Annotated in this window: 23 protein-coding genes; 9 read left to right on the plus strand and 14 right to left on the minus strand. The window is 60.3% G+C overall.

Going from position 1 to position 22,599, the window contains the following annotated elements:
* Nucleotides 1-39: 39 nt before the first annotated feature.
* The 3 genes from AC1DIS_RS00550 to AC1DIS_RS00560 form a co-directional block, all read right to left on the minus strand.
* On the minus strand, nucleotides 40-1,053 hold the full coding sequence (locus tag AC1DIS_RS00550; RefSeq protein WP_477780706.1) for an AI-2E family transporter: 1,014 nt from the start codon (nucleotides 1,051-1,053) through the stop codon (nucleotides 40-42).
* Between the two features lie 178 nt (nucleotides 1,054-1,231).
* Nucleotides 1,232-1,537, minus strand: a complete 306-nt coding sequence (locus AC1DIS_RS00555; RefSeq protein WP_064616040.1) for a PsiF family protein — start codon at nucleotides 1,535-1,537, stop codon at nucleotides 1,232-1,234.
* Nucleotides 1,538-1,609: 72 nt separating this feature from the next.
* The gene (locus tag AC1DIS_RS00560; RefSeq protein WP_477744193.1) at nucleotides 1,610-2,398 is read right to left on the minus strand and encodes an AraC family transcriptional regulator; all 789 of its coding nucleotides are present in this window, start codon (nucleotides 2,396-2,398) and stop codon (nucleotides 1,610-1,612) included.
* A 98-nt stretch (nucleotides 2,399-2,496) separates the two neighbouring features.
* Between AC1DIS_RS00560 and AC1DIS_RS00565 the strand changes: the two genes are divergently transcribed.
* Nucleotides 2,497-3,372, plus strand: coding sequence for a DMT family transporter (locus AC1DIS_RS00565; RefSeq protein ID WP_018928463.1), 876 nt, complete (start codon nucleotides 2,497-2,499; stop codon nucleotides 3,370-3,372).
* Between the two features lie 100 nt (nucleotides 3,373-3,472).
* Here the strand turns inward: AC1DIS_RS00565 and AC1DIS_RS00570 are convergent, their stop codons facing one another.
* The 3 genes from AC1DIS_RS00570 to AC1DIS_RS00580 all read right to left on the minus strand — a co-directional run bounded on the left by AC1DIS_RS00570 (nucleotide 3,473) and on the right by AC1DIS_RS00580 (nucleotide 5,416).
* A complete protein-coding gene (locus AC1DIS_RS00570) occupies nucleotides 3,473-4,363 on the minus strand; it encodes an esterase/lipase family protein (RefSeq protein ID WP_430954328.1) in 891 nt (296 codons plus the stop codon).
* 108 nt (nucleotides 4,364-4,471) lie between these two features.
* Complete coding sequence (locus AC1DIS_RS00575) at nucleotides 4,472-4,777, minus strand: DMT family transporter (RefSeq protein WP_007903452.1); 306 nt, start codon at nucleotides 4,775-4,777, stop codon at nucleotides 4,472-4,474.
* On the minus strand, nucleotides 4,778-5,416 hold the full coding sequence (locus AC1DIS_RS00580) for an FMN-dependent NADH-azoreductase (RefSeq protein WP_477780707.1): 639 nt from the start codon (nucleotides 5,414-5,416) through the stop codon (nucleotides 4,778-4,780).
* Nucleotides 5,417-5,537: 121 nt separating this feature from the next.
* Here AC1DIS_RS00580 and AC1DIS_RS00585 point away from each other — a divergent pair, with 121 nt between their 5' ends.
* Nucleotides 5,538-6,482, plus strand: a complete 945-nt coding sequence (locus tag AC1DIS_RS00585; protein WP_018928466.1) for a LysR substrate-binding domain-containing protein — start codon at nucleotides 5,538-5,540, stop codon at nucleotides 6,480-6,482.
* A gap of 25 nt (nucleotides 6,483-6,507) precedes the next feature.
* Here AC1DIS_RS00585 and AC1DIS_RS00590 read toward each other — a convergent pair whose 3' ends face one another.
* Entirely contained in the window at nucleotides 6,508-8,583 is a 2,076-nt protein-coding gene (locus AC1DIS_RS00590) for an AsmA family protein (protein WP_111455291.1), read from the minus strand.
* A gap of 379 nt (nucleotides 8,584-8,962) precedes the next feature.
* On the opposite strand from AC1DIS_RS00590, the gene AC1DIS_RS00595 reads away from it, so the two are divergent.
* From AC1DIS_RS00595 to AC1DIS_RS00625, 7 genes are all read left to right on the plus strand, one after another.
* Nucleotides 8,963-9,439 carry a hypothetical protein gene (locus AC1DIS_RS00595; RefSeq protein WP_477744194.1) on the plus strand — a complete coding sequence of 159 codons (477 nt, stop codon included), beginning with the start codon at nucleotides 8,963-8,965 and terminating at the stop codon, nucleotides 9,437-9,439.
* A 159-nt stretch (nucleotides 9,440-9,598) separates the two neighbouring features.
* Nucleotides 9,599-10,231 carry a TetR family transcriptional regulator gene (locus AC1DIS_RS00600; protein WP_018928469.1) on the plus strand — a complete coding sequence of 211 codons (633 nt, stop codon included), beginning with the start codon at nucleotides 9,599-9,601 and terminating at the stop codon, nucleotides 10,229-10,231.
* Nucleotides 10,232-10,447: 216 nt separating this feature from the next.
* Nucleotides 10,448-10,948, plus strand: a complete 501-nt coding sequence (ureE, locus tag AC1DIS_RS00605) for an urease accessory protein UreE (RefSeq protein WP_018928470.1) — start codon at nucleotides 10,448-10,450, stop codon at nucleotides 10,946-10,948.
* Nucleotides 10,945-11,619, plus strand: a complete 675-nt coding sequence (locus tag AC1DIS_RS00610; protein WP_018928471.1) for an urease accessory protein UreF — start codon at nucleotides 10,945-10,947, stop codon at nucleotides 11,617-11,619. Before ureE ends, AC1DIS_RS00610 begins: the two co-directional genes overlap by 4 nt.
* 23 nt (nucleotides 11,620-11,642) lie before the next feature.
* The gene (ureG, locus tag AC1DIS_RS00615) at nucleotides 11,643-12,257 is read left to right on the plus strand and encodes an urease accessory protein UreG (RefSeq protein WP_008001031.1); all 615 of its coding nucleotides are present in this window, start codon (nucleotides 11,643-11,645) and stop codon (nucleotides 12,255-12,257) included.
* Nucleotides 12,258-12,285: 28 nt separating this feature from the next.
* Complete coding sequence (locus tag AC1DIS_RS00620) at nucleotides 12,286-12,858, plus strand: HupE/UreJ family protein (RefSeq protein ID WP_064616033.1); 573 nt, start codon at nucleotides 12,286-12,288, stop codon at nucleotides 12,856-12,858.
* A 193-nt stretch (nucleotides 12,859-13,051) separates the two neighbouring features.
* Nucleotides 13,052-14,179, plus strand: a complete 1,128-nt coding sequence (locus AC1DIS_RS00625) for an AGE family epimerase/isomerase (protein WP_477744195.1) — start codon at nucleotides 13,052-13,054, stop codon at nucleotides 14,177-14,179.
* A 118-nt stretch (nucleotides 14,180-14,297) separates the two neighbouring features.
* On the opposite strand, the gene AC1DIS_RS00630 is transcribed toward AC1DIS_RS00625, so the two are convergent.
* From AC1DIS_RS00630 to amaA, 7 genes are all read right to left on the minus strand, one after another.
* Nucleotides 14,298-15,068, minus strand: a complete 771-nt coding sequence (locus AC1DIS_RS00630; protein WP_019582223.1) for an SDR family oxidoreductase — start codon at nucleotides 15,066-15,068, stop codon at nucleotides 14,298-14,300.
* Between the two features lie 745 nt (nucleotides 15,069-15,813).
* The gene (locus AC1DIS_RS00635) at nucleotides 15,814-16,530 is read right to left on the minus strand and encodes an ABC transporter ATP-binding protein (RefSeq protein WP_086944073.1); all 717 of its coding nucleotides are present in this window, start codon (nucleotides 16,528-16,530) and stop codon (nucleotides 15,814-15,816) included.
* Nucleotides 16,527-17,399 (minus strand): ABC transporter ATP-binding protein, encoded by an 873-nt coding sequence (locus tag AC1DIS_RS00640; protein WP_018928477.1) that lies wholly within the window; start codon nucleotides 17,397-17,399, stop codon nucleotides 16,527-16,529. The genes AC1DIS_RS00635 and AC1DIS_RS00640 overlap by 4 nt, the downstream gene beginning before the upstream one ends.
* A complete protein-coding gene (livM, locus tag AC1DIS_RS00645; RefSeq protein ID WP_477780708.1) occupies nucleotides 17,396-18,676 on the minus strand; it encodes a high-affinity branched-chain amino acid ABC transporter permease LivM in 1,281 nt (426 codons plus the stop codon). The genes AC1DIS_RS00640 and livM overlap by 4 nt, the downstream gene beginning before the upstream one ends.
* Before the next feature lie 3 nt (nucleotides 18,677-18,679).
* Nucleotides 18,680-19,594: an ABC transporter permease subunit gene (locus AC1DIS_RS00650; protein WP_007939055.1), complete on the minus strand. Its 915-nt coding sequence runs from the start codon at nucleotides 19,592-19,594 to the stop codon at nucleotides 18,680-18,682.
* 171 nt (nucleotides 19,595-19,765) lie between these two features.
* Complete coding sequence (locus AC1DIS_RS00655) at nucleotides 19,766-20,899, minus strand: branched-chain amino acid ABC transporter substrate-binding protein (RefSeq protein WP_018928479.1); 1,134 nt, start codon at nucleotides 20,897-20,899, stop codon at nucleotides 19,766-19,768.
* Nucleotides 20,900-21,262: 363 nt separating this feature from the next.
* The gene (gene amaA, locus AC1DIS_RS00660) at nucleotides 21,263-22,546 is read right to left on the minus strand and encodes an L-pipecolate oxidase (RefSeq protein ID WP_018928480.1); all 1,284 of its coding nucleotides are present in this window, start codon (nucleotides 22,544-22,546) and stop codon (nucleotides 21,263-21,265) included.
* Between the last annotated feature and the right edge of the window lie 53 nt (nucleotides 22,547-22,599).

Consider the following 22,599-nt stretch of genomic DNA (forward strand, 5'->3'; position numbering starts at 1 on the left):
GGGAGCAAGCTCCCTCGCCACAATTAGATCAACACGGGATCAAACCATCCCCACCTGCTTCAACTCACTCTTCAGGTACGCGTAATAAATCGGCCCCGCCACCACCCCCGGCAGGCCGAACGCGGCTTCGAACACCAGCATCGCCAGCAGCAACTCCCACGACTTGGCGCTGATCTGCCCGCCTACAATGCGCGCGTTGAGAAAGTATTCGAGCTTGTGGATAAAAATCAGATACCCCAATGCCGCCACCGCCACCCAGATCGACAGCGACAGGCCGACGATGGTGATCAAGGTGTTCGACATCAGGTTGCCGATCACCGGCAACAAGCCGAGCAGGAAGGTCAGCACGATCAGGGTTTTGGTCAGCGGCAGCTTGATCCCGAACATCGGCAGGACCACCGCGAGGAAAATCCCGGTGAAGAAGGTGTTGAGCAGGGAAATCTTGATCTGCGCGAAGACGATATTGCGAAACGCCTGGACCAACAGGTGCAAACGGTCGAACAGCGCCGCGGCCAAGGGCTTGCGCTTGGTCAGGTCCGGTACGCGCTGCAAGGCGATGATCGCCCCCAGTACCATGCCGATCAGCAGCGTCACGAACATGTGCGCCGCGTCCTTGCCCACCAGTTGCAAGTCGCTCAAGTGCTTGCTCATCCACTCGCCGATGGCCACCCGGAATTYGGCGGCACTGGCCGGTAAATAAGCATCGATGAACGGCGGCAACTGCCCGCGTGCACGGTCGACCACGCCCATGAATTTGTCGAGGGAAGCACCGGGGTTTTCCGCCTCGTGCAGCAGGAAACTGATCGCACCGGCAAAGATCAGCGCCAGCACACTGACCACCAAAGTCCCCAGTAACGCCACCGCCAGCCAGCGCGCACGGCGGCCCTCGATCAGCCGTTGCAATTGCGGCGTGAGCATGTTGACCAGTTCGAACACCAACAACCCGGCCAGCAGGCTGGGCAGCAATCGCAGAGGGATCACCAGCAGCAAACCGCCAAAAATAATGACCCAACTGATGAGCAACAAGACCTGACGCTGAGAAAACGCTGACATACAGCCTCAAAACGAACGACGTGAAAGGATTGGCAGTCTGCCAGCGTTCCGGCGCCGAAGCGAGCAAACACGAACCTTGGGAGCGAGCCTGCTCGCGATAGCATCAACGCGGTTCTGCGTGATACCGAGTCGCCTGCATCGTCGGATCGCCGTCCGGAGCAGGCTCGCCCCACACTGCTTATTTTTTCTTCAGGCACTCACTCATGAACGCTTTGCGTGCATCGCCCTTGAGGCCCTTGGTAGTGGCATCGGCGTTACAGGTTTTCATCTTTTCTTGTTGAGGTGTCATGGGCTTGGCGGCATCGGCGGCCGGCGCGGCTTTGAGGCAGGTACTCATGAAGGCTTTGCGCTCATCGCCCTTGAGGCTCTTGGCGGTAGCTTCGGCATTGCAGGTAGTCATTTTGTTCTGTTGGGCAGTGGCAGCAAAACCCTGGGAGCAGAGCAGCAGACCGATCATCAACAACGGGGCACGCAACATCTTCATGGAGTTTTCTCCTTGTTACCGCACCGATGGGTACGGCCTCGCTCTGGAGTGTAGACAAAGCCTGTTACACCTTCATCTGCTATCAAGATGGCTGCGCCGATACTGTTCCGGCGTGCACCCGGCCTGGCGCTGAAACATCGCGATAAACGCCGAGCCGGTGCTGTAACCCATGTCGAAGGCGATTTCCTGAATGCTGCGGTGGCTGTCCAGCGCTTCGATCGCCGCCAGAAACCGCAACCGTTGCCGCCATTCACCGAAACTCATGCCCAACTCGCGAACAAACTGCCGGGCCAGCGTGCGTTCGCTGACGTGAACCTGCCCGGCCCAATACGCCAACGGCCGGTTATCCCCAGGTTCGGCCTGCAAGGCTTCCAGAATGCCAAGTAACCCGGGACTGCTGGCGTAGGGCAAATAGCACTCATGCACGGGCGCCTGTTGCAGTTGGTCTACCAGCACTTGAGCCAGACGCTGGTCCGCGTCGTGCTCGGGAATTTTCACATCGCGGGCGGCGAAGTCTTTCAGGATCGCCTTGAGGATGTCGCTGATCGCCAGGGTGCAGGCCTGTTGCGGCAGATCGCGGCACAGCGTCGGCGCGAGGCAGACCGCGCGATAGTTGATCGGCTGATGGCTATAGAAACTGTGTTCGGTCCCGGGCGGCACCCACACCGCGTACTGCGGCGGCGACATGAAACGGCTGCCATCGACTTCCATGTGCAACACGCCATGGGCCGCGTACTCCAGCGTGCCCCACGGATGTCGGTGAGGTGCGGCGTATTCGTGGGCGTTGAAGTCGGCATAGCGGAAATACACCGCCGACGGCAGTTCGCTGAAATCCAGCAGGTCGATGTGTTTACTGTTCATGCTGTCCGGAATCAGGGGCAGATTGTCTGGATCGCAGTATAGGCTTGCATCCAGACAGACGGATAATTGCCCCTCATTAACGTTCTGGCTTTTTCCCGATGCAATACGCTTATCCCCTGCTGGCCATTTTCATTTGGGCCGGCAACACCGTGATCAACAAACTCGCGGTGGGCGCAATCTTCCCCGCCGAAATCGGCTTCTACCGCTGGCTGCTGGCCGGGATTCTGTTCACGCCTTTCATGCTTAAGCCAGTGATCGCCCATTGGCCGGTCATACGCCCAAACCTGGGGAGGATCTTCATTCTCGGCGTACTCGGCATGGCGGTTTATCAGAGCCTGGCCTATTTCGCTGCAACACTGACGTCGGCCACCAACATGGGGATCATTCTGTCGCTGATGCCGTTGATGTCGCTGGCCATGGCGATAGTCAGCCTCGGCCAACGCCTGACCGCCGGAGCCCTGGCCGGTGCGGTATTGTCGTTTGCCGGTGTTCTGGTGGTGGTGTCGTCCGGCAGCCTTGGCGCGTTGCTGGAGCACGGGGTGAACTTGGGCGACGCGATGATGCTGATCGCCACGCTGGCTTATGCGGTTTACAGCACCTTGCTGAAAAAATGGCAGCTGCGCTTGCCGCCGCTGGTGTTGCTGTATTTACAGGTGCTGGTGGCGGTGGTGGTGCTATTTCCGCTGTTCCTCGCCTCACCGAAAATCGGCCCGACCCTGCATAACATTCCGCTGGTGCTTTACGCCTGTCTGCTGGCCTCGATGCTTGCGCCGCTGGCGTGGATGCAGGCCGTGGTGCGCCTGGGCCCGAGCCGGACCACGCTGTTTTTCAACCTGCTGCCGTTGATTACGGCGCTGATTGCGGCGGTGGTGCTGCATGAGCAGTTGGCGTTGTATCACCTGGTGGGTGGGGTGTTGACGCTGGGTGGGGTGATTCTTTCCGAGCGCTGGACCACCACATTGGGCCGCGCATAACCCTTTGTGGCGAGGGAGCTTGCTCCCGCTCGAGCGCAAAGCATCGCATTCTGGGGGCTGCTTCGCAGCCCAACGGGAGCAAGCTCCCTCGCCACAGGGCTTAAACGCCTGCCGCCTTCAACCGCGCGGCATGCTCGACAAACAACCGCACCGGCTCTGCCCCCTTGCCCACCAGCCCCAGGGATTGGTTGACGATATCGAAGTGATCCATCGGGTATTGATCGCCAATCACCGTCCCGAGATGTGAGCTGTAGCGCCCGACCATCCCGTCGCAATGCCCCGCTTCACGCACGAAGGTTCTGGCAAACAACCGGCAACTGCGGTTGGTGCCGTCGAACAGGTTGCACCCGCGATCGGTCTTGCCCGGCTGCAAAGTCCCGGACCAGGAGTAATAGCGCACGCCATTGACCACTTCCGGGCCATGCCCACCCCAGGTGTCAGGCAGCCCCTGTGGATAACGCTGATTGAACAGCGCCACGCCGGCCGTGGTCAGCGACTGGTGCGAAGCCGGGATATCCACCGGCAGTCGCGGCCCGCGATAACCGGTTTCCAGCAGGCACATCAACGCGCTGATCAACCACAGTAAAAAACTGAGCAGCCGTCCCCTGGCGCTGTCAGCCGGATAGTGATCGTGCAGGTAGTCCGCCAGCTCCGAACCGTGATTGGGCCCGGCCACCGAGGTCACTGACGCCACCTGGTCCGGGCGTTTTGCCGCAGCATACCGAGCGGTCAGCGAGCCCTGGCTGTGGCCGATCAGGTTGACCTTCTCGGCCCCGGTATCGCGCAGGATTTCCTCGATTCGTGCCAGCAATTGCTCACCACGCACCTCGGTTGAGTTGAGCGGCGAAACCTGCACCGCGATCACGGTTGCACCGTCCCGGCGCAACGCCGAAATGATCCCGAACCAATACGGATAGAGCAGCAGACGAATAAACCCGAGCATCCCCGGGACCAGCACCAACGGGTAACGCGTGGCAGAGCCTTGCGACATGGATGAACATCCTTGTGGTCGGTGAGATGAAGCAAGGCTGGATGCAAGGCCTCAGCCAAGCATCGCCACCCAAGATGACAACCCGGTGACCAATCTATGACATCCACCCTACTTCAACCCCACCACGCCCGCCACAATCAGCCCGACCGACACCAGTTTGAGCGCGGTCAGGCTTTCGCCCAGCAGCGCAAAGCCGAGGAACACCGTGCCCAGTGAACCGATAGCGGTCCAGATCGGGTAGGCGATGCTCACCGGCAATTCGCGCATGGCCAAGGTCAGGAAATAGATCCCACCCACGGCCGCCACCACGGTGATCACCGAAGGCCAGAGCCGGGTGAAGCCTTCGGCGTATTTCATGCCCATGGCGAAGGTGACCTCGAACCCGGCGGCAATCAGCAGGAACAGCCAGGCCATCTAGAACTCCCTGGCCAGCGCCAGCAAAYGCTGTTCGGCCTCGGCTACGGAAACCTGGAAGGTGCGCTCGGCGGACTCCTCGCCCTCGGCGGCGACAACCGTGACGTCAGTGATGCCGATGAACCCCAGTGCCGTGCGCAGCAACGGGTCGGCATGGTTCATCGCTTCAAGCTCACCGCCGGGGCCGAAGCCAAACCCGCCGCGACTGGTGACGATCAACGCCTTCTTGCCCCGCACCAGCGGTTCGTACTGCGCGATGCCGTTGTCCAGGGTGTGATTGAACGTCAGTCCGAGCCGCACAATCTGGTCGATCCAGGCCTTGAGGCCACTGGGCACGCTGAAGTTGTACATCGGGGTGGAAATCACCAGCAGATCATGACCGAGTAACTCCCCCACCAACTCATCGCTGAGTGCCAGGTCGGCCTGCATCGACAACGGTCGCGCTTGAGGCTCCGGATGAAAAGCAGCCGCTACGAAGGCTTCGTTGACGGCCGGGATCAACGCCCGGCCGACTTCACGGCGGGTCAATTGCGACTGCGGGTTACGGACCTGCCAGGCTGAAAGAAACACCTCGGCCAACCGCCGCGAATGAGAGCGTTCACCACGGGGGCTGGCGTGAATGGCAAGAATTGTGCTCATCTGAATCTCCTTAAGGGCTAAACTGAAACGGCTTGTGGCTGCAGCTTGAAGCGCACAGCCGCCTGCCTTCAAATGAGCAAAAATCAGTCTGGATGAATCTATTTCACCCATGGAGTTTTAAATGTTTGCCTCGTTGCCGTTGACCGCCCTGCGGGCCTTCGAATCCGCCTCGCGCCTGCTGAGTTTCAAGGCTGCCGCCGAAGAGCTGTCCGTGACGCCGACGGCGGTTTCCCACCAGATCCGCTCCCTGGAAAACTGGCTCGGCGTGCCGCTGTTCGAACGACTGCCACGCCAGGTGCGCCTGACCGAGTGCGGCGAACGGCTGTTCCGTAGCCTGCATGGCGCCCTGCTGGAGGTGGCGCAAAGCGTCGATACCTTGCGCCCGCAACGCAGCGGCACGAGCCTGACGATCTCCACCACCGCCGCTTTCGCCGCCCTTTGGCTGGTGCCACGGCTGGGACGGTTTTATGCCCGGCATCCGCACATCAGCGTGCGGCTGGACACTCACTGCGAAGTCATCGATTTGCATCAGGACGCCAGCGTCGATCTGGTGCTGCGCTACAGCCAAGACGACTACCCGAACCTGTATGGGTTGTGCCTGTTCGACGAATCCTTCGGGGTTTATGGCTCGCCTGAACAAGTGGCCCTGGCGACCCGTCGGGTACCCACCCTGATCAGCGTGCAGTGGCATAACTCCAAACTGTATGCCCACGGCTGGGAAGCCTGGTGCGCGCAATCCGGCGAAACCTGGCTGGCCGGACAGCCAGCGGTGCGTGAATACGACGAAGAGCATTACGCCCTGCAAGCCGCCATTGCCGGGCAAGGTTTGGTGCTGGCGAGCAATATTCTGGTGTCGGAGAGTGTGGCCAGCGGCTTATTGCTGCCTTACCGGGGTGAGATTCAGGTCGACGGGGCCGGATACAGCGCACTGTGCGTTCCAGGGCGCGAACGGCATCCGCCGGTGCGGGCGTTTTTTGCGTGGTTGCAGGAGGAAGCTCGATTGTCTGGTCTATTGCCAAGATCGAAGCCCGCGGCAGCTCCTGCAGGGGAACGCGTTCCAATGTAGCGGCCGCAGGCTGAGATCTTTTGATCTACCGGGTGGGCTTGACCGTCACCGGCGCCTTGCCCGCCTTCATCTGCTCCAGCAACGGCGCACATTGATTCGGCTCGCCAGCACTCGGCGCGATCAGCGCCAGCAAACCCGCCGCCGGCGCGGCAATCACACCCAACGCCACCATCCCGGCCCCGCGCAGCATCAGCGGCACCGCTTTCACCCCCGCATCCGGCTTGATGAACTTACCCCGCACATACAGTGGCGAACGCAACGAAATCAAGCGCCAGCCCTTGGATTCCGGGCTGATGGTCAGGTCCAGTTGCTCGGTCGCCATGTTCGCCGTGCCATCGATGTAGACAATCGCGTTCTCGGTATCGAAGACGAACAACTGCGTGGTCGCCAGACCGCTCTTGATGTCGAAATTGGCCGCCGCGCAATTGATCTTCACTTCCTTGTCGCCAAAGATTTTCCCGACCACATAGTTGCCGACATTGAGCCCGGCCAGCTCCATCAACTCACGACTGATGGCGCCATCATTGATCAGCATCTTCAAATTGCCGTCGGCGGTGCCCAGCAGCTTGGCCACCGAGTTGCCACGACCGACAAGGTCGGCATCGCCATTGAGCTCACCGAAACTGGTTTTCATCCGTTCAATGGAGGGGAACAGCTGTTTGAGCTTGAACTTGCGCGCGGTCAGTTTGGCCCGGCCTTCCAATGGCTCAGCGCGCCCGTTCAGACGAACCTGCGCATCCAGATTGCCGCCAGCCACGCCGAAACGCAGGGGCTCGAGACTGAGCACACCATCCGTCAGCACCAAATGGGTGTAGAGGTCGTTGAACGGCAGTTTTTCGCTGTGGACGATGCGCTTGCCAGTGAACTCGACGTCAGCGTCCATATCGCGCCAGCGCTCGGTCTTGAATTCCTCGACCGGCAGTATCTTGTCCGCCGGCTGCTTGCTTTCACCGCCGCGGGCCTTTTGCTTGGCATTGGAGTCGGCGCCGATCAGTGGGGCCAGGTCGGCAAACAACAGTTGATTGGACTCCACCGCCCCGCTGAGCTTGGGCCGCGGTTGACTCGCGACATAAGCCAGGTTGCCATGGATGTCGCTCTCGCCAATCTTGCCGTTGAAGTCCTCATAGCGGTACACCGCCCCGCCCGACTCATGCAACTTGGCGGTCAAATGCCCATCCGTGGCGTACGGCGGGGTATCCGGCAGGGTCACGCCGATCAGCGGATAGAGATTGCCCAGGCTGGCACCGGCCAGTTTCAGGCGCAGATCCAGGGCGCCGAGGTTCAATGGATCGGTGAGCGTGCCGGCCAGTTCGACGCTGGTGTCGGCAATCTGCATTTGCGCATGAAGCGGGAACGGCTTGGCGGCATCCTGTAGGGCCAGCAAACCACCGATTTTGCCTTGGCCAGCCAGATTCTGGCCGTGGTATTGGCCTTTGACCTTCAACGCGAACGCGTAATCCTGCGGCGAACCGCCCTTCTCAAGCGCGGTTTTCGCCGCTTTGTCGCCGACGATGTCACTGAACGGAATCGGCTTGCCCAGCGGATCGATCAGCAAGTCGAGGCGGGTTTTCAGGCTCTGGTCGTCGAGCGTGACATGGCCCTTGTCGAAGCCGATGGCACCGATGTCCAGCACCCAGTTAGAAGGCTCGGCATTCGGGTCCTTGGGGTCGAACTTGAATGTCCAGTTGGCGCGGCCGTCGGCCAGACGCTGCAGGTCGGCATTGGGCTCGGTCAGGTCGATGCGCGGGATCGTCACCCGCTGTGTCAGCAAGGCCAGTGGTGAAATACGCAGCTCGACGCGTTTGAGGGTGGCCATCTGCGGTTGCTTCGACCAGTCCGGGTTGCCCAGGCTCAGGTCCTCGGCCACCACATGCGGCCACGGTACCCAGGCCCGCCAGCCGCCTTCGTCGGGCTCGCGCTGCCAGACCACCGCGAGGTTGCCGTTGATGGCGAACGGACGATGCAGTTCTTCGGAGACTTTGGCGTTAAGGGGCGGTTTGATCCGGTTCCAATCGAAGAACGCGATGATCAGCACCAGGACGGCCAGCAGCACAACGAGGCTGGCGGAGGTCCAGGCAAGCATTTTACGAGTGCGCGTCATTGCACAGAGCTCCTGAATACGACTGAGCGCCCTGACAGCGACGCACTGATGAAACGTTAGGYCAGAACCGGCCTGCCATGAAATGTACGACTGGAAAACGGCCCGCAGGTTTAACCCGAAGGCCGATTCGAACGCAAATAGCCGTCTCGCCCCTCCCTTTTTAGCGTTACCGACCCCGCACTTTTGCGAGGCGAAAATGAGTCGAAAATACCCACCTCAGTGCAAAAACGTTCGCCGGAAACGCCCGTTCTAGAGCCGCTCGGCCAAACAATCAATTCCGTTGATTATTACCATTGCGTTTATGAACTTTTATATCGACTTATCGAGAGTAGCATTGAACTCGTACCCACTTTATCGCCCTCCCAAGGAGCAACCCATCATGAAACGCGAATTACTGCTTAGCCTGACCCTCTCAATGTTAGCCAGCACCGCTTTTGCTCTGCCGGCTGCCGATCAGGCCACTCCACAAGTCAAAGACAGCCACTCGGTGTTCAGCCAGACCGTTGCCGATGGTGCCAACGGTAACGAGCGCCTGAAAGAAAAAGGCCTGATCACCCAGGATGGCTCGGATCGCACTCCACAGGGCCAAACCCTGGCTGCTGACGGTACTGACCGCACTCCACAAGGCCAAACCCTCGCTGCTGACGGTGCCGACCGTACCCCACAAGGCCAAACCCTGGCTGCTGACGGTGCCGACCGTACCCCACAAGGCCAAACCCTGGCTGCTGACGGTACCGATCGCACTCCACAAGGCCAAACCCTGGCCGCTGACGGTACCGATCGCACTCCACAAGGCCAAACCCTTGCTGAAGGTGGTGGTGACCGTGTGATCGAACGCAACAGCGCTGTGAGCTAAGCCCATGGCGGCCTGGAAAAAAAGCCCAATCCCCGGATTGGGCTTTTGACTTTATAGAAGCTGCATTTCCCCCGCGTGCTCCCCCGACAGTCCGTTCGACGCCAGCGAAGCCGATTTGCTAGAGTGCGCCGCTGTCCCTGTCCAGAAAACACCCTTGCGATGCTGCCCCGCGCCGAACAGAAACAACAGACCCGCAACGCCCTGATGGACGCTGCCCGCCACCTGATGGAAAGCGGCCGAGGATTCGGCAGCTTGAGCCTGCGCGAAGTGACGCGAACCGCCGGGATCGTGCCCACTGGTTTCTACCGGCACTTCGCCGACATGGACGAATTGGGCCTGGCGCTGGTGTGCGAAGTCGGCCAGACCTTCCGCGAAACCATCCGCCTGGTGCGCCATAACGAATTCGTCATGGGCGGTATCATCGATGCCTCGGTGCGGATCTTTCTCGACGTGGTCACGGCCAATCGCTCGCAGTTCCTGTTTCTTGCCCGAGAGCAGTACGGCGGCTCGCTGCCGGTGCGCCAGGCCATCGGCCGCCTGCGCGAGGACATCAGCTCGGACCTGGCGGCCGATTTGTCGCTGATGCCCAAACTGCAGCATCTGGACATCGCCGGCCTGAGCGTCATGGCCGATCTGATCGTCAAAAGCGTGTTCGCGACCCTGCCGGACATCATCGATCCGCCGGCCGAAGCATTGCCCGAGCACCTGACACCCCAGGCGAAAATTACCCAGCAGTTGCGGTTTATCTTTATCGGGCTGAAGCATTGGCAGGGACTCGGCAGTACCGAGTAACCCGTTAGAAAAAGATCGCAGCCTTCGGCGGAAGGCTGCGATCTTTTTTTGTGCGCTGCAAATTGGTGCGTAAACACCCGTCACGCACCAACTTCAATCAAAGTCCTGCAACATTGTGAGTCTCCCCCGTCGCTCTGACAGGCATTTCCTACCTCTCACCCGATTGGCAAGCCCCTTGCTCTAGCCTGAACATTGTTCATTGCTGGAAGCCTTCCGATGCTGGTGATTCATCGCAGAATCGACCCTCAACCCGTCTGGGCCGCCGAGTTGCACCTGACCTTCGAAGCCAGGAGCAAAAGCCGCTTGCGCTGTTTCAGTGCCGAGGGTGAAGACGTCGGCTTGTTTCTGGAGCGCGGCCAGCCACCGCTGCATGACGGCGAGTGCCTGCAAGCCGAAGACGGGCGCGTCGTTCGCGTCTGTGCTCGCCCCGAACAACTGCTGCACGTCACCTGCGCCAATGCGTTCGAACTGACCCGCGCCGCCTATCATCTGGGCAATCGCCACGTGGCCCTGCAAGTCGGCGACGGCTGGTTGCGCCTGCTCGATGATTACGTGCTCAAGGCCATGCTCGAACAGCTTGGCGCCAAGGCCGAGAACATCGAAGCGCCGTTCCAGCCGGAACACGGTGCCTACGGTGGTGGCCATCACCACTCGCGCCACGGTGACGAGGACTTCAACTACCCGCCGAAACTGCACCAGTTCGGCGTGCGCTTATGAACCCCGCCTGGGCGCTGCTGCGCCTGGCCAGCCCGCAGCTGCCGATTGGCGGCTACAGCTATTCCCAGGGCCTGGAAATGGCGGTGGATAACGGCCGGGTCAATGATCCCGACAGCGCGCGACGCTGGATCAGCGATCAATTGCTGCTGAACCTGGCGCGTTTCGAAGCACCGCTACTGCTCGCCCATTGCACCGCCGCCGCCGAAGAAAACTGGGCCGAGTTGCTGCAACGCTGCGAAGAGCATCGCGCCAGCCGCGAAACCCGTGAGCTGCATCAGGAGAGCCGGCAGATGGGCTATTCGCTGCAGCAGCTGCTCAACGGCTTGCCGGAGCTGGACGAGCCTGCTCGCGCCTTTCTCGAGCAACGCCCTGAACCGCACTTGGCTCTCGGCTGGGCGCTGGCGGCTCGCGCCTGGAACATCAACCCGCAAGATGCGCTGGCCGCCTGGCTCTGGAGCTGGCTGGAAAACCAACTGGCGGTGTTGATGAAAACCCTGCCGTTGGGCCAGCAAGCCGCACAACGCCTGACCAGCGAACTGCTGCCGTTGCTGCAACAGGCGCAGCAAGACGCCAGCCGAATCAATCTCGAACACGTTGGCAGCGCCGCTTTCGGTCTGTCCCTGGCGTGCATGGCCCATGAGCGCCAGTACAGCCGTCTGTTCCGTTCCTAGGGCCTTTTAGTTTGGAGAATCACATGAACACACAACCCCTGCGCGTCGGCATCGGCGGCCCGGTCGGCTCCGGCAAAACCGCCTTGACCCTGGCCCTGTGCCTGGCCCTGCGCGAACGCTACAACCTGGCCGTCGTGACCAACGACATCTATACCCGCGAAGACGCTGACTTTCTGGTGCGCAACGAAGCCTTGGCGCCGGAGCGGATCATCGGCGTGGAAACCGGCGGCTGCCCGCACACGGCGATCCGCGAAGACGCCTCGATCAACCTCGAAGCCGTGGACCAACTGAACCGGCGCTTTCCGGGGCTGGATCTGATCCTGGTGGAATCCGGCGGCGACAACCTCTCGGCGACCTTCAGCCCGGAGCTGTCCGACCTGACCATTTACGTGATCGATGTCTCCGCCGGCGACAAGCTGCCGCGCAAGGGTGGCCCCGGCATCTGCAAATCCGACCTGCTGGTGATCAACAAGATCGACCTGGCGCCGCTGGTAGGCGCGTCGCTGGAGATGATGAACAGCGACACCCAACGCATGCGCAACGGTAAGCCGTTTGTCTTCAGCAACCAGAAAACCGGCCAGGGCCTTGAAGAAATCATCGCCTTCATCGAACGCCAGGGCCTGCTGACTGCGGCCTGATCACACTTATCAACAAGGAAGCTTATCCATGACACTGAAACGCATTCTGGGCGCCATGGCCCTGCTGCTGACCCCRGCCATTGCCTTCGCCCACCCGGGCCATGGCGACAACGGCTTGATCGCCGGCATCAGCCACCCGATCGGCGGCCTCGATCACTTGCTGGCGATGGTTGCCGTGGGGTTGTGGGCGGCGCAGCAGAAAGGCGCTGCGCGCTGGGCCCTGCCGTGCACATTCGTGGGCACCATGTTGATCGGCGGCTTGCTGGGTTTTGAAGGACTGAACCTGCCGGCGCTGGAAAGCGGGATTGCGGCATCGGTATTGGCGCTGGGCCTGGCGGTGGCGTTGGCAGTGCGTCCGCCGCTGAGCCTGGCGGTTGCGGCGACCGCGTTGTTCGCGCTGTTTCATGGTGTGGCGCATGGCCTGGAATTGCCGGACATGTCCAGCCCTTGGGCGTATGCCGCAGGGTTTGTGGCAGCGACAGCGGCATTGCATGCCGCGGGTTATGCGATGGTTCGCGTCTTGCCTCAGGCCGCGGCACCATTGGTTCGGCTGGCGGGTGCGGCGTCGGCGGTAACCGGAGCTTGGTTATTAGCGGGTTAATTCTCTAGCGTCTGGACTGACCTCTTCGCGGGCAAGCCTCGCTCCTACAGGATTGTGTTTGACCCCGCAATTCGTGTCATGACACGAAACCTGTAGGAGCGAGGCTTGCCCGCGAAGGCGGCCTGACAGACACCGCATCTCTAAGGCCTGCTAACATGTCGCGCAATTAACCCTGCCGTGACGACGCCAGCCAATGCCGCATGTTTCCCGCTCTGCCTCCCAGCCTGAATTGACCGCCCTGTTCGCCTCAGTGCACCAGCACTTCCAGGACGTGATCGTGCCGCTCTGGCAGAGCCCCGGCTGGAACGCCGACATGGCGTTGCCTTATGAGGCGCTGGATGCCGAGCATAAACCGCTGCCCCCTCAGCGCTACCGGGCCATGGCCTGCGCGCGGCAGCTGTACCTGTTCTCCAGCCTGATCGGCCAGGTGCCCAAGGCTGAAGAGCGCGCGGCGGCGCTGTTTCGTTCCTTGCAACGGCATTTCCACGATGCCGAGCATGGCGGCTGGTTCTACAGCATCGACCCGCAAGGTACGCCGCTGGACCAGCGCAAAGACCTCTACACCCACGCCTTCATCCTGTTCGCCTGCGCCCATTATTGGGACAAGGTTCGCGAACCGCTGGTGGAGTCGGTACTCAACGCCGCGCTGGAAGTGGTAGCGCAGCGTTTCGCCATGGGCGACGGCCTGTACGAAGCCAGCCTGGACCGTGATTGGTCCTCGCTCGACTCCGGGCCATTGCAGAACCCTCTGATGCATTTGGCCGAAGCCTTCCTCGCCACCCTTTCGGTGCGCGAAGACGCGGCTGTGCAGAACGCACTCATCGAGTTATGCACAGCCATGCAAAAGCGTTTCATCGACCCGCGACATGCGGTGTTGATGGAGAAGCCGCTGGGAGCTGTGGATAACTGGTTCGAGCCGGGCCATCAGTTCGAATGGTATTTCCTGCTGCAATCCTCGCCATTGCTGCGCGGCTCGACACTGCATACCTCGCTGGAGCGCGCGTTTGCGTTCACCGAGCAACGGGGTGTCGATCAGCAGACCGGTGCCGTGCGAGCGATGCTGGAACTGGATGATCACCCTCGCGACGCAACCCAACGCATCTGGGCTCAAGCCGAATACCTGCGCGCCCTGACCTTGCGCCCGGACAGCGAAGCATCGGTGCAACGCCAATTGCAGGCGTTGCAACAAAGCTTTCTGCATGCGGGCGGTTGGTATGAGTGTCGCGATGAGCAGGGCGAAGTGAGCCGCAAGGACATGCCTTCGACCACGCCTTATCACTTGGCAACCTGCTATCGCGGATTGGCCGAGTATCTCGGCTGAGTTTTTTTGTGGCGAGGGGGCTTGCCCCCGTTGGGCTGCGCAGCAGCCCTAGTGTTTTATCAGTTGCATCGCAGGCGGCTGCTTCGCACCCGAACGGGGGCAAGCCCCCTCGCCACAATTACGCCTTGCCGCCATTACGCTCAATGGCAAACCCACTCCAGGTCTGRCTCACCGGCATCAGCTCAAGGCTGTTGATGTTGATGTGGGCCGGTGCGTTGAGCACCCAGAAAATGGTCTCGGCGATGTCTTGCGGCTGGATCGGGTCGGCACCGGCGTAAGTGGCGTTGTAACGCTCCTGGTCACCGGCGAAACGCACCAGCGAGAACTCGCTCTCGCACAAGCCCGGCTCGATGTTGCTGACCCGCACGCCCGTACCTTGCAGGTCGCAGCGCAGGTTCAGGGAGAACTGTTTGACGAACGCCTTGCTCGCGCCATACACGTGGCTGCCCGGGTACGGGTAGTTGCCGGCGATGGAGCCGAGGTTGACGATACTGGCGCCACGGCCATGAGCGATCAAACGCGGCAGCAACAGGCGGGTGCTGTACATCAGGCCTTTGATGTTGGTGTCGACCATGGTGTCCCAATCATCGAGATCGCACTTGGGCGCCGGATCCACACCGAGGGCCAGGCCGGCGTTGTTGATCAGCCCGCGCAGCTTGGCGAAGGACGGCGGCAGGTTGGCAATCGCCTCCTCCATGGCCTTGCGGTCCCGTACGTCGAGCACCAGGCCATGGACCTCGGTCTGTTTCGACAACTCGGCGCACAGGGCATTGAGGCGCTCTTCACGACGACCTGTCAGCACCAGTTTCCAGCCGGCCTCGGCAAAACGACGGGCACAGGCTTCACCAAAACCGGAGGTCGCGCCGGTAATAAACAGGGTGTTGGACATCGTGTTCTCCTTGCGTCGGCTGACAGTCAGCCCTTGGAATAGAAAATCAACCGGCAGCATGCCCGGCCTTTTCCACAGCGGCAACCATGGCAAAAACCGTACAAAAAATGATCAATGCTGGCAACACCCCATGCCCCGTGGCTTGCAGCCATGTACGCGCACCTTATCCACAGGCCGGTCCACAGTTTCCGGGGGCAAGTGGAAAAGCTGCAAGCCGCTATCCACAAGGCTTTGCGGGCATATTTGAAAGTTTTTTGCTTGACCCTGAGGCATCCGCTGTGTAGTCCAGGGCAATTTGCACGACTGAGCGGTCATAGCGACGATGGCGCCAAGCCAGCAACCACGGCCCTCAGCCGAGTCTTTCCAGAGTTTAACCACAGACTTATCCACAGGCTTGTCCACCTCGGCTCACACCGGCTTCGCTCATAACAAAAAGGTTGACAATGCCCACTTCAGGTTCGCCAAAAGCACCTGATCAAAAAACAGTCATCCCTCTGAAAGCCACGTATTCAAAGGCTTACAGCCAGCTACTCCCACGTTATTCACAGCCAGCTCCACAGCAAACGGGGACAAGTCAAAACCGTGACAAAACAGCAATTTGCAGCGGCTTTATGTCGCGCTTTGAGAGGTCATGAATATTGTTTTCCACAATTTCCCTTTACCTCAAACCACAGCCTCGTGTAGGGATTGTGCGGGCATAAAAAAACGCCCTGAGTTCGTCAGGGCGTTTTCCAGGCTCTTCGGTTTAGTGCCCGCCGAGATAGGCGTTACGCACCTCCTCGTTCACCAGCAGCTCCTTGCCGGTGCCGGTGAGGCGGATCTGCCCGTTGACCATCACGTACGCCCGGTCCGACAGCTTGAGGGCATGGTTGGCGTTCTGCTCCACCAAAAAGATGGTCATGCCCGTCTTGGCCAGTTCCCGCAGGGTCGCGAAGATCTGTTTCACCACAATCGGCGCCAGCCCCAGGCTCGGCTCATCGAGCAGCAACAGCTTGGGGCGGCTCATCAACGCCCGGGCAATGGCGAGCATTTGCTGCTCACCACCGGACATGGTCATGGCCCGCTGGTTACGCCGTTCCTTGAGCCGCGGAAACAGCTCGAACATGCGCTCCATGTCCTCGGCGGCGTACTTGTCACCGATCGGGATGGTGCCCATCAGCAGGTTTTCCTCGACGGTCATGTCGGGGAACACCCGGCGGCCTTCCGGCGACTGAGCGATACCGTTGGAGGCGATGTAGTGGGACGACTTGTGAGTGATATCCACACCCTGATAGACGATTTGCCCGTCAGTCGCCCGTGGCTGACCGAAAATCGACATCAGCAGGGTCGACTTGCCGGCACCGTTGGAGCCGATCAGGCTGACGGTCTCCCCTTCATTGATGTGCAACGAGACTTTCTTCAGGGCCTGGATCGGTCCGTAGAACACGTCGATCTCTTTCAGTTCGAGGATCGGTTGACTCATACCAGTTCCTCTTCGTCGGCGCCCAGATAGGCGGCAATCACTTTCGGATCGTGTCGGATCGCATCAGGCCCGCCCTCGGCGATGACAACGCCGTGGTCCAGCACCACGATGTGGTCGGAAATGCTCATGACCATGCCCATGTCGTGCTCGATCAACACCACGGTCAGATCATGCTCGTCACGCAGCAGCCGGATCATCGCGCTCAGCGCTTCGGTTTCCTGAGGGTTGAGGCCGGCGGCCGGTTCGTCGAGGCAGATGATCTGCGGCCGGGTACACATGGCCCGGGCGATCTCCAGACGGCGTTGCTGACCATAGGACAGTTCACCGGCCAGACGGTTGGCGCAGTCCACCAGGTCCACCACTTCCAGCCAGTAGAAGGCGTGGTCCAGTGCATCGCTTTCGGCCTTGCGATAACCCTTGGTGTTGAGGATGCCGGCCAGCATGCCGCGGTTGACCCACATGTGCTGGGCTACCAGCAGGTTTTCCAGTACCGACATCTCCTTGAACAGGCGAATGTTCTGGAAAGTCCGCGCCAGACCGGCACGGTTGATCAGGTGCGTGCCACCGAACATCTTGTAGTGGAGCCGGCTGATGAAGCTTTTCGGCGAAACGAAATCGGTTGCCTTGAACGGCTCCCCGAGCATTTTGATGACGTTGGTCTTCACCCCACGGGTGTTGAGCTCGATATGCCCGCCGGACGCTTTATAGAACCCGGTCAAGCAGTTGAACACAGTGGTCTTGCCCGCGCCGTTGGGGCCGATCAACGCGAAGATCGAGTTGCGCTTGACCTTCAGGCTGACGTCACTCAACGCCTTGATGCCACCGAAGTGCATCATCAGGTTCTCGACCGAGAGTACGACTTCACTCATGGCGCTACTCCTTTACGCGGGGTCACACCGGTACGGCTGATCCGGATCAGGCCGCGCGGTCGCCAAATCATCATCAACACCATCAGGATGCCGAACAGCAGCACGCGATATTCAGCGAAGCCGCGCAGCAGTTCTGGAGCGACGGTCAACACGAATGCTGMCATCACCACGCCGATGGTCGAACCCATGCCGCCAAGTACCACGATGGCGAGGATCAATGCCGATTCGAAGAAGGTGAATGAGGTCGGGTTCACAAAGCCCTGATAGGTCGCGAAAAACACGCCGGCCAGGCCCGCTGTCGATGCGCCGATGGTGAACGCCGACAGTTTGACCAGTACGTGATTCAGACCCATGGAGCGACAGGCGATTTCGTCTTCACGCAAAGCTTCCCATGCGCGACCGACCGGCATGCGGGTCAAGCGATGCTTGATGTACAGCACGGCCAGCACCACCAGGAACAACACCGCATAAATGAAGTAGTACTTCACGTCCGGGTTGTAGGCGATGCCGAAGAACTCATGAAAAGGTACCCCGCCGTCCTTCGCCCGCTTTCCGAATTCGAGACCGAAGAAAGTTGGCAACGGCGCCGCCATGCCATTCGGGCCACCGGTCAGGGACAACCAGTTGTTGAGGATCAACCGGATGATTTCACCAAAGCCCAGGGTCACGATTGCCAGATAGTCGCCGTGCAGACGCAGCACCGGGAAACCCAGGATGCACCCCGCCAGCCCGGCAGTGATCGCCGCCAAAGGCAGCACCGTCCAGAAGCCCAGCCCCAGGTATTGGTAACCGAGCGCCAGGCCGTAAGCGCCGATGGCATAGAACGCCACATAACCCAGGTCGAGCAGGCCAGCCAGACCGACCACGATGTTCAGACCCAGGCCCAGCAGCACGTAGATCAACCCAAGGATGACCACGCCCAACAGGTAAGAGTTGGAGAAGAACGGGAATACCACGGCGACAACGATCACCAGCGGGACGACCCAGCGCAACCGGGATTTGTAATCAGGCGCCAGAACATGAACCCCGGAACCGGTGCTCTCGAAGCCTTCGAGAATTCTCAGGCCTTTGGGGGTTTGCAAGAACAGGCTCAGGGCAAAGCGGCCAGCCATGACAATGGCGACTATCCACGCCACGCGCGTCGGCTGCAGGTTGAAGCCGTAGCCGTCGAGGACCACACCAACAATCGGGCCGAACACAATCAGGGCGATGAGGCCGGCAAGAATCGCGTCAACCAGGCTTTTTTTGACATCAATGGTTTTAGTGGTTGAAGACATCGCTTACACCTTCGACACAAGAGGACGGCCAAGCAGGCCTTGAGGCCGAAAGACCAGAACAAGAACGAGCAGCGAGAAGCTGAAAACGTCTTTGTAATCCGAGTTGACCAGCCCCGAGAACAGCGACTCGGAGATCCCGAGAATGATCCCCCCCAGCATGGCGCCGGGCAGTGAGCCGATCCCGCCGAGCACTGCCGCAGTGAACGCCTTGATCCCGATGACGAAGCCTGCGTAGAAGTCGAACGTGCCGTAGTTCATGGTGATCAGCACACCGGCCAGGGCCGCCATCGCCGCACCGATGATGAACACGTAGGAAATCACCCGATCGGTGTTGATCCCCAGGATCGAAGCCATCTTGCGGTCTTGCTGGGTGGCGCGGCACATGCGGCCGAGTTTGGTGTACTTGATGACATAGGTCAGCAAGCCCATGCCGACGAATGCGGCAACCAGAATGAAGATTTTGGTGTAGGTGAGTTGAACGAAGCCGCTCCCGACTTCAACTCGCCATGCACCGGTCAGCAGTGTTGGTACACCCTGTTGACGGGCACCCTGACTGATCTGTGCATAATTTTGCAGGATCAGGGAAATACCGATGGCGCTGATCAGCGGTGCCAGTCGGGTGGAGTTGCGCAGCGGTTTGTAAGCGACACGCTCAATGACCCAGCCATACACCGCGGTGACGATGATGGTGAAAACCAGGGTGCCGAGCATCAGCAGCGGGAAGGATTCAATACCGAAGTAAGCCAGCAGAGCCAGACTGATCGCCGCGAGGTACGCAGAGATCATGTAAACCTCGCCATGGGCGAAGTTGATCATGCCGATGATGCCATAGACCATTGTGTAGCCGATGGCGATCAGGCCATAGACCGACCCGAGGGTCAGGCCGTTGACCAGTTGCTGCAGGAAAATACCATCCATAACGCAATCTCACGCACTTGAGAGACTGCACAGAAGCCGGGTGCGACGGACCGGGGTTCAGCCGCCGGCGCAACTCGGTTGTGTGCAGCTCTACGAGAAAAGACAGGTACTGCACGGACATGTTTCAGGACTGCCCGGCGCGCAAGGCGCCGGGCAGATCAACCGCTCATATCACTTCTGTTTTTCCAGCTGGTGGTATTTGCCGTCCTTGTCCCACTTGTAAACCACGTAGTCGGAGACTTTCAGGTCGCCCTTGCTGTCCCAGGTCTTCTCGCCCATGACGGTCTTGACCGGGTTGGCTTTCAGCCATTTGGCAGCGTCTTCGCCCTTGTTGGATTTGGCGCCATTGAACGCTGCGGCCAGGGTCTGGACCGAAGCGTAGGCGTACAGGGTGTAGCCTTCAGGTTCGGTGCCGGCCTTGCGGAAGGCGTCTACCACGGTCTTGCTGTCTGGCAGCAGACGTGGGTCGGCGCCGAAGGTCATCAGTACGCCATCAACGTTCTGTGGGCCACCGGCGGTGGTCACCAGTTCGTCAGTCACGATGCCGTCATCGGACATGAACTTGACGTCTTTGAGGCCCTGTTCACGCAGTTGCCGAACCAGTGGACCGGCTTCCGGGTGCAAGCCGCCGAAGTAGACGACGTCGGCACCGGCCGCACGGATCTTGGTGACGACGGCGCTGAAGTCTTTCTCGCCGCGAGTCAGGCCTTCATACAGCACTGGCGTTACGCCGCGCTTGATCAGTTGAGCCTTGGTGGCATCTGCCAAGCCTTGGCCATAGGTGTCCTTGTCGTGCAGCACGGCGACTTTYTTGCCCTTGAGCACGTCGACGATATAGTCGCCAGCCACGATACCTTGCTGGTCGTCACGCCCGCACATGCGGAACATGGCACTCAGGCCGCGCTCGGTCACCTTGGGGTTGGTGGAACCTGGGGTGATCGTGATGATGCCGGCTTCATCGTAGATCTCGGAGGCAGGGATGGTCGACGAGGAGCAGAAGTGACCTACCACACCAACGACTTTCTTTTCAGTCAGGTCTTTGGCGACCGTCACAGCCTGCTTCGGCTCGCAGGCGTCATCGCCTTTGACCAGTACGATTTTTTCCCCGTTGACACCGCCGGCGGCGTTGACCGCATCAGCGGCTGCCTGTGCACCCTTCATGTACTGCTCGCCAAATGCCGCGTTGGCGCCTGTCATAGGGCCGGCCACACCGATTTTCACATCAGCCTGTGCAAACGCAGAAACACCCAACGCAGCTGCCACTGCGAGGGCCAGAAAGCCTTTCTTGTAAAACGTCTGGGACATGAGGTGGTGCTCCAAGGTTTTTTTTAGTTGGCACTGCGACTTCACTGAATGCTCAGAGCAAGGGCCGTGCCATCGGTTTTTTATTCTGAAAAAAGTCGCTGCTTTCTTGTTATTTCGACTGTTTCGATCCCATTTTCATTGGGCGTGCAACCGTCTAAACCGCGGGAGGTGAAACCATTTATTTCAAAAGGCGCAACCCGCATGCGCCATCATTGCAACCGCAGCGCCAAACGATGTGCAACCTGCCTGTAACAGCCCGCGTCACCGAACTGCACACTGCCGGTGCACAACTGCTACAACCCGCACCATTACAGGCTAGCCGCTTCGCTGAAAAGCGCTGCTTCCAGCAACATATTTCAACAATCAGATCACGATCCGCAGGCACTGGCCCGCGTGATACAGCGAAAAACCGGCCTCATACAGGCAGCTTCGCAGCCCCACGCCCGCCAATGGCTGCATGGGTGCGAAGGGAATCGGCAGGGCTTGAGGATTTCCGTTACACAAGTAGTCGGCGAAGGCTTTGCCGACCACTGTGCCGGTGGTCACGCCTCGACCGTTGTAACCAGTAACGGCCACCAGACCCGGTGCCGGCTCGAACAGGCGCATCAAATGATCGGGGGTGAAGGCGATGCAACCGGTCCAGGTGCATTCCCATTCCACCGGTTTCAGGTAGGGGAAGTAATGCTGCTGAACCCGATCGGCCCAGGCTTTGAGGAACCAGGTCGGTTTCTGGTTGCCATTGCCGAGACTGCCGAGCAACAACCGCCCCTCGGCATCACGACGGATGCTGCTGAGCACTTGCCGGGTGTCCCAGGAACCCTGACCACCGGGCAGAATTTGCTGCGCGGCGTCTTCGGTCAGCGGCACCGAAGCCACTTGATAGTAATAACCGGGGAAGAAGTTGCGACGCAGCTCCGTCCAGTCGCCTTCGGTATAGGCATTGGAGGCGATCACCACCTGTTCGGCCAGCACCGAACCCTGGGCGGTCTGCACCGACCAGCGCTGGCCCTGACGTTCGAGTCGGGTCACCGGGGAATGATCGAACAACTGACCGCCAAGGCCGATAGCCGCGTTGGCCAGCCCCGTGGTGTAGGCCATCGGGTTGATCGTGCCGGCACGCCGGTCGAGCAGCGCGGCGGCGATCTTCCGGGTGCCCGTGGCTTGTTCGCAGGCAGCTCCGGTCAACAATTCCACCGGTGCCCCACGACGTTTCCATTGTTCTTCGCGACTGCGCAGGTCCGCCTCGCCACGCGCGTTGTGCGCCATGTGCAGCGTGCCTTCGCGGCGCAACTGGCAATCGATGTTGTATTTGTCGACCAGGCTGAACACCAGCGACGGCGCGGCTCCGAGCATACGGTTGAGCTGACTGCCGACCGCCTTGCCAAAACCGGCTTCGATTTCGTCCGGAGGAATCCACATCCCCGCGTTGACCAGCCCGACGTTACGCCCCGACCCGCCATGGCCGGCGCGATGCGCTTCCAGCACACAGACACTTTTGCCTTGCTCCAGCAGATGCACCGCCGCCGACAGCCCGGTGAAACCGGCACCGATGACGCAGACATCCACCGTCACCTCACCCTTGAGCGCCGCATTGTCGGGCCTTTGCGGCGTCAGTTTTTCCCACAGACACTCTTCGCGTAACGGCATTGCCAGACTCCGAAAATGAAACCTAACCAACACACCATCGATCGTTCCCGCGC

The sequence above is a fragment of the Pseudomonas sp. 05N433 genome, from assembly GCF_056396925.1.

Coding starts and splice junctions, on each gene's coding strand:
- ureG (WP_008001031.1), top strand. CDS start 11,643: ATGAACACACAACCCCTGCGCGTCGGCATCGGCGGCCCGGTCGGCTCC.
- AC1DIS_RS00560 (WP_477744193.1), bottom strand. CDS start 2,398: ATGAACAGTAAACACATCGACCTGCTGGATTTCAGCGAACTGCCGTCG.
- AC1DIS_RS00555 (WP_064616040.1), bottom strand. CDS start 1,537: ATGAAGATGTTGCGTGCCCCGTTGTTGATGATCGGTCTGCTGCTCTGC.
- AC1DIS_RS00600 (WP_018928469.1), top strand. CDS start 9,599: ATGCTGCCCCGCGCCGAACAGAAACAACAGACCCGCAACGCCCTGATG.
- AC1DIS_RS00625 (WP_477744195.1), top strand. CDS start 13,052: ATGCCGCATGTTTCCCGCTCTGCCTCCCAGCCTGAATTGACCGCCCTG.
- AC1DIS_RS00635 (WP_086944073.1), bottom strand. CDS start 16,530: ATGAGTCAACCGATCCTCGAACTGAAAGAGATCGACGTGTTCTACGGA.
- AC1DIS_RS00585 (WP_018928466.1), top strand. CDS start 5,538: ATGTTTGCCTCGTTGCCGTTGACCGCCCTGCGGGCCTTCGAATCCGCC.
- AC1DIS_RS00610 (WP_018928471.1), top strand. CDS start 10,945: ATGAACCCCGCCTGGGCGCTGCTGCGCCTGGCCAGCCCGCAGCTGCCG.
- ureE (WP_018928470.1), top strand. CDS start 10,448: ATGCTGGTGATTCATCGCAGAATCGACCCTCAACCCGTCTGGGCCGCC.
- amaA (WP_018928480.1), bottom strand. CDS start 22,546: ATGCCGTTACGCGAAGAGTGTCTGTGGGAAAAACTGACGCCGCAAAGG.
- AC1DIS_RS00590 (WP_111455291.1), bottom strand. CDS start 8,583: ATGACGCGCACTCGTAAAATGCTTGCCTGGACCTCCGCCAGCCTCGTT.
- AC1DIS_RS00565 (WP_018928463.1), top strand. CDS start 2,497: ATGCAATACGCTTATCCCCTGCTGGCCATTTTCATTTGGGCCGGCAAC.
- AC1DIS_RS00570 (WP_430954328.1), bottom strand. CDS start 4,363: ATGTCGCAAGGCTCTGCCACGCGTTACCCGTTGGTGCTGGTCCCGGGG.
- AC1DIS_RS00640 (WP_018928477.1), bottom strand. CDS start 17,399: ATGAGTGAAGTCGTACTCTCGGTCGAGAACCTGATGATGCACTTCGGT.
- AC1DIS_RS00595 (WP_477744194.1), top strand. CDS start 8,963: ATGAAACGCGAATTACTGCTTAGCCTGACCCTCTCAATGTTAGCCAGC.
- AC1DIS_RS00650 (WP_007939055.1), bottom strand. CDS start 19,594: ATGGATGGTATTTTCCTGCAGCAACTGGTCAACGGCCTGACCCTCGGG.
- AC1DIS_RS00575 (WP_007903452.1), bottom strand. CDS start 4,777: ATGGCCTGGCTGTTCCTGCTGATTGCCGCCGGGTTCGAGGTCACCTTC.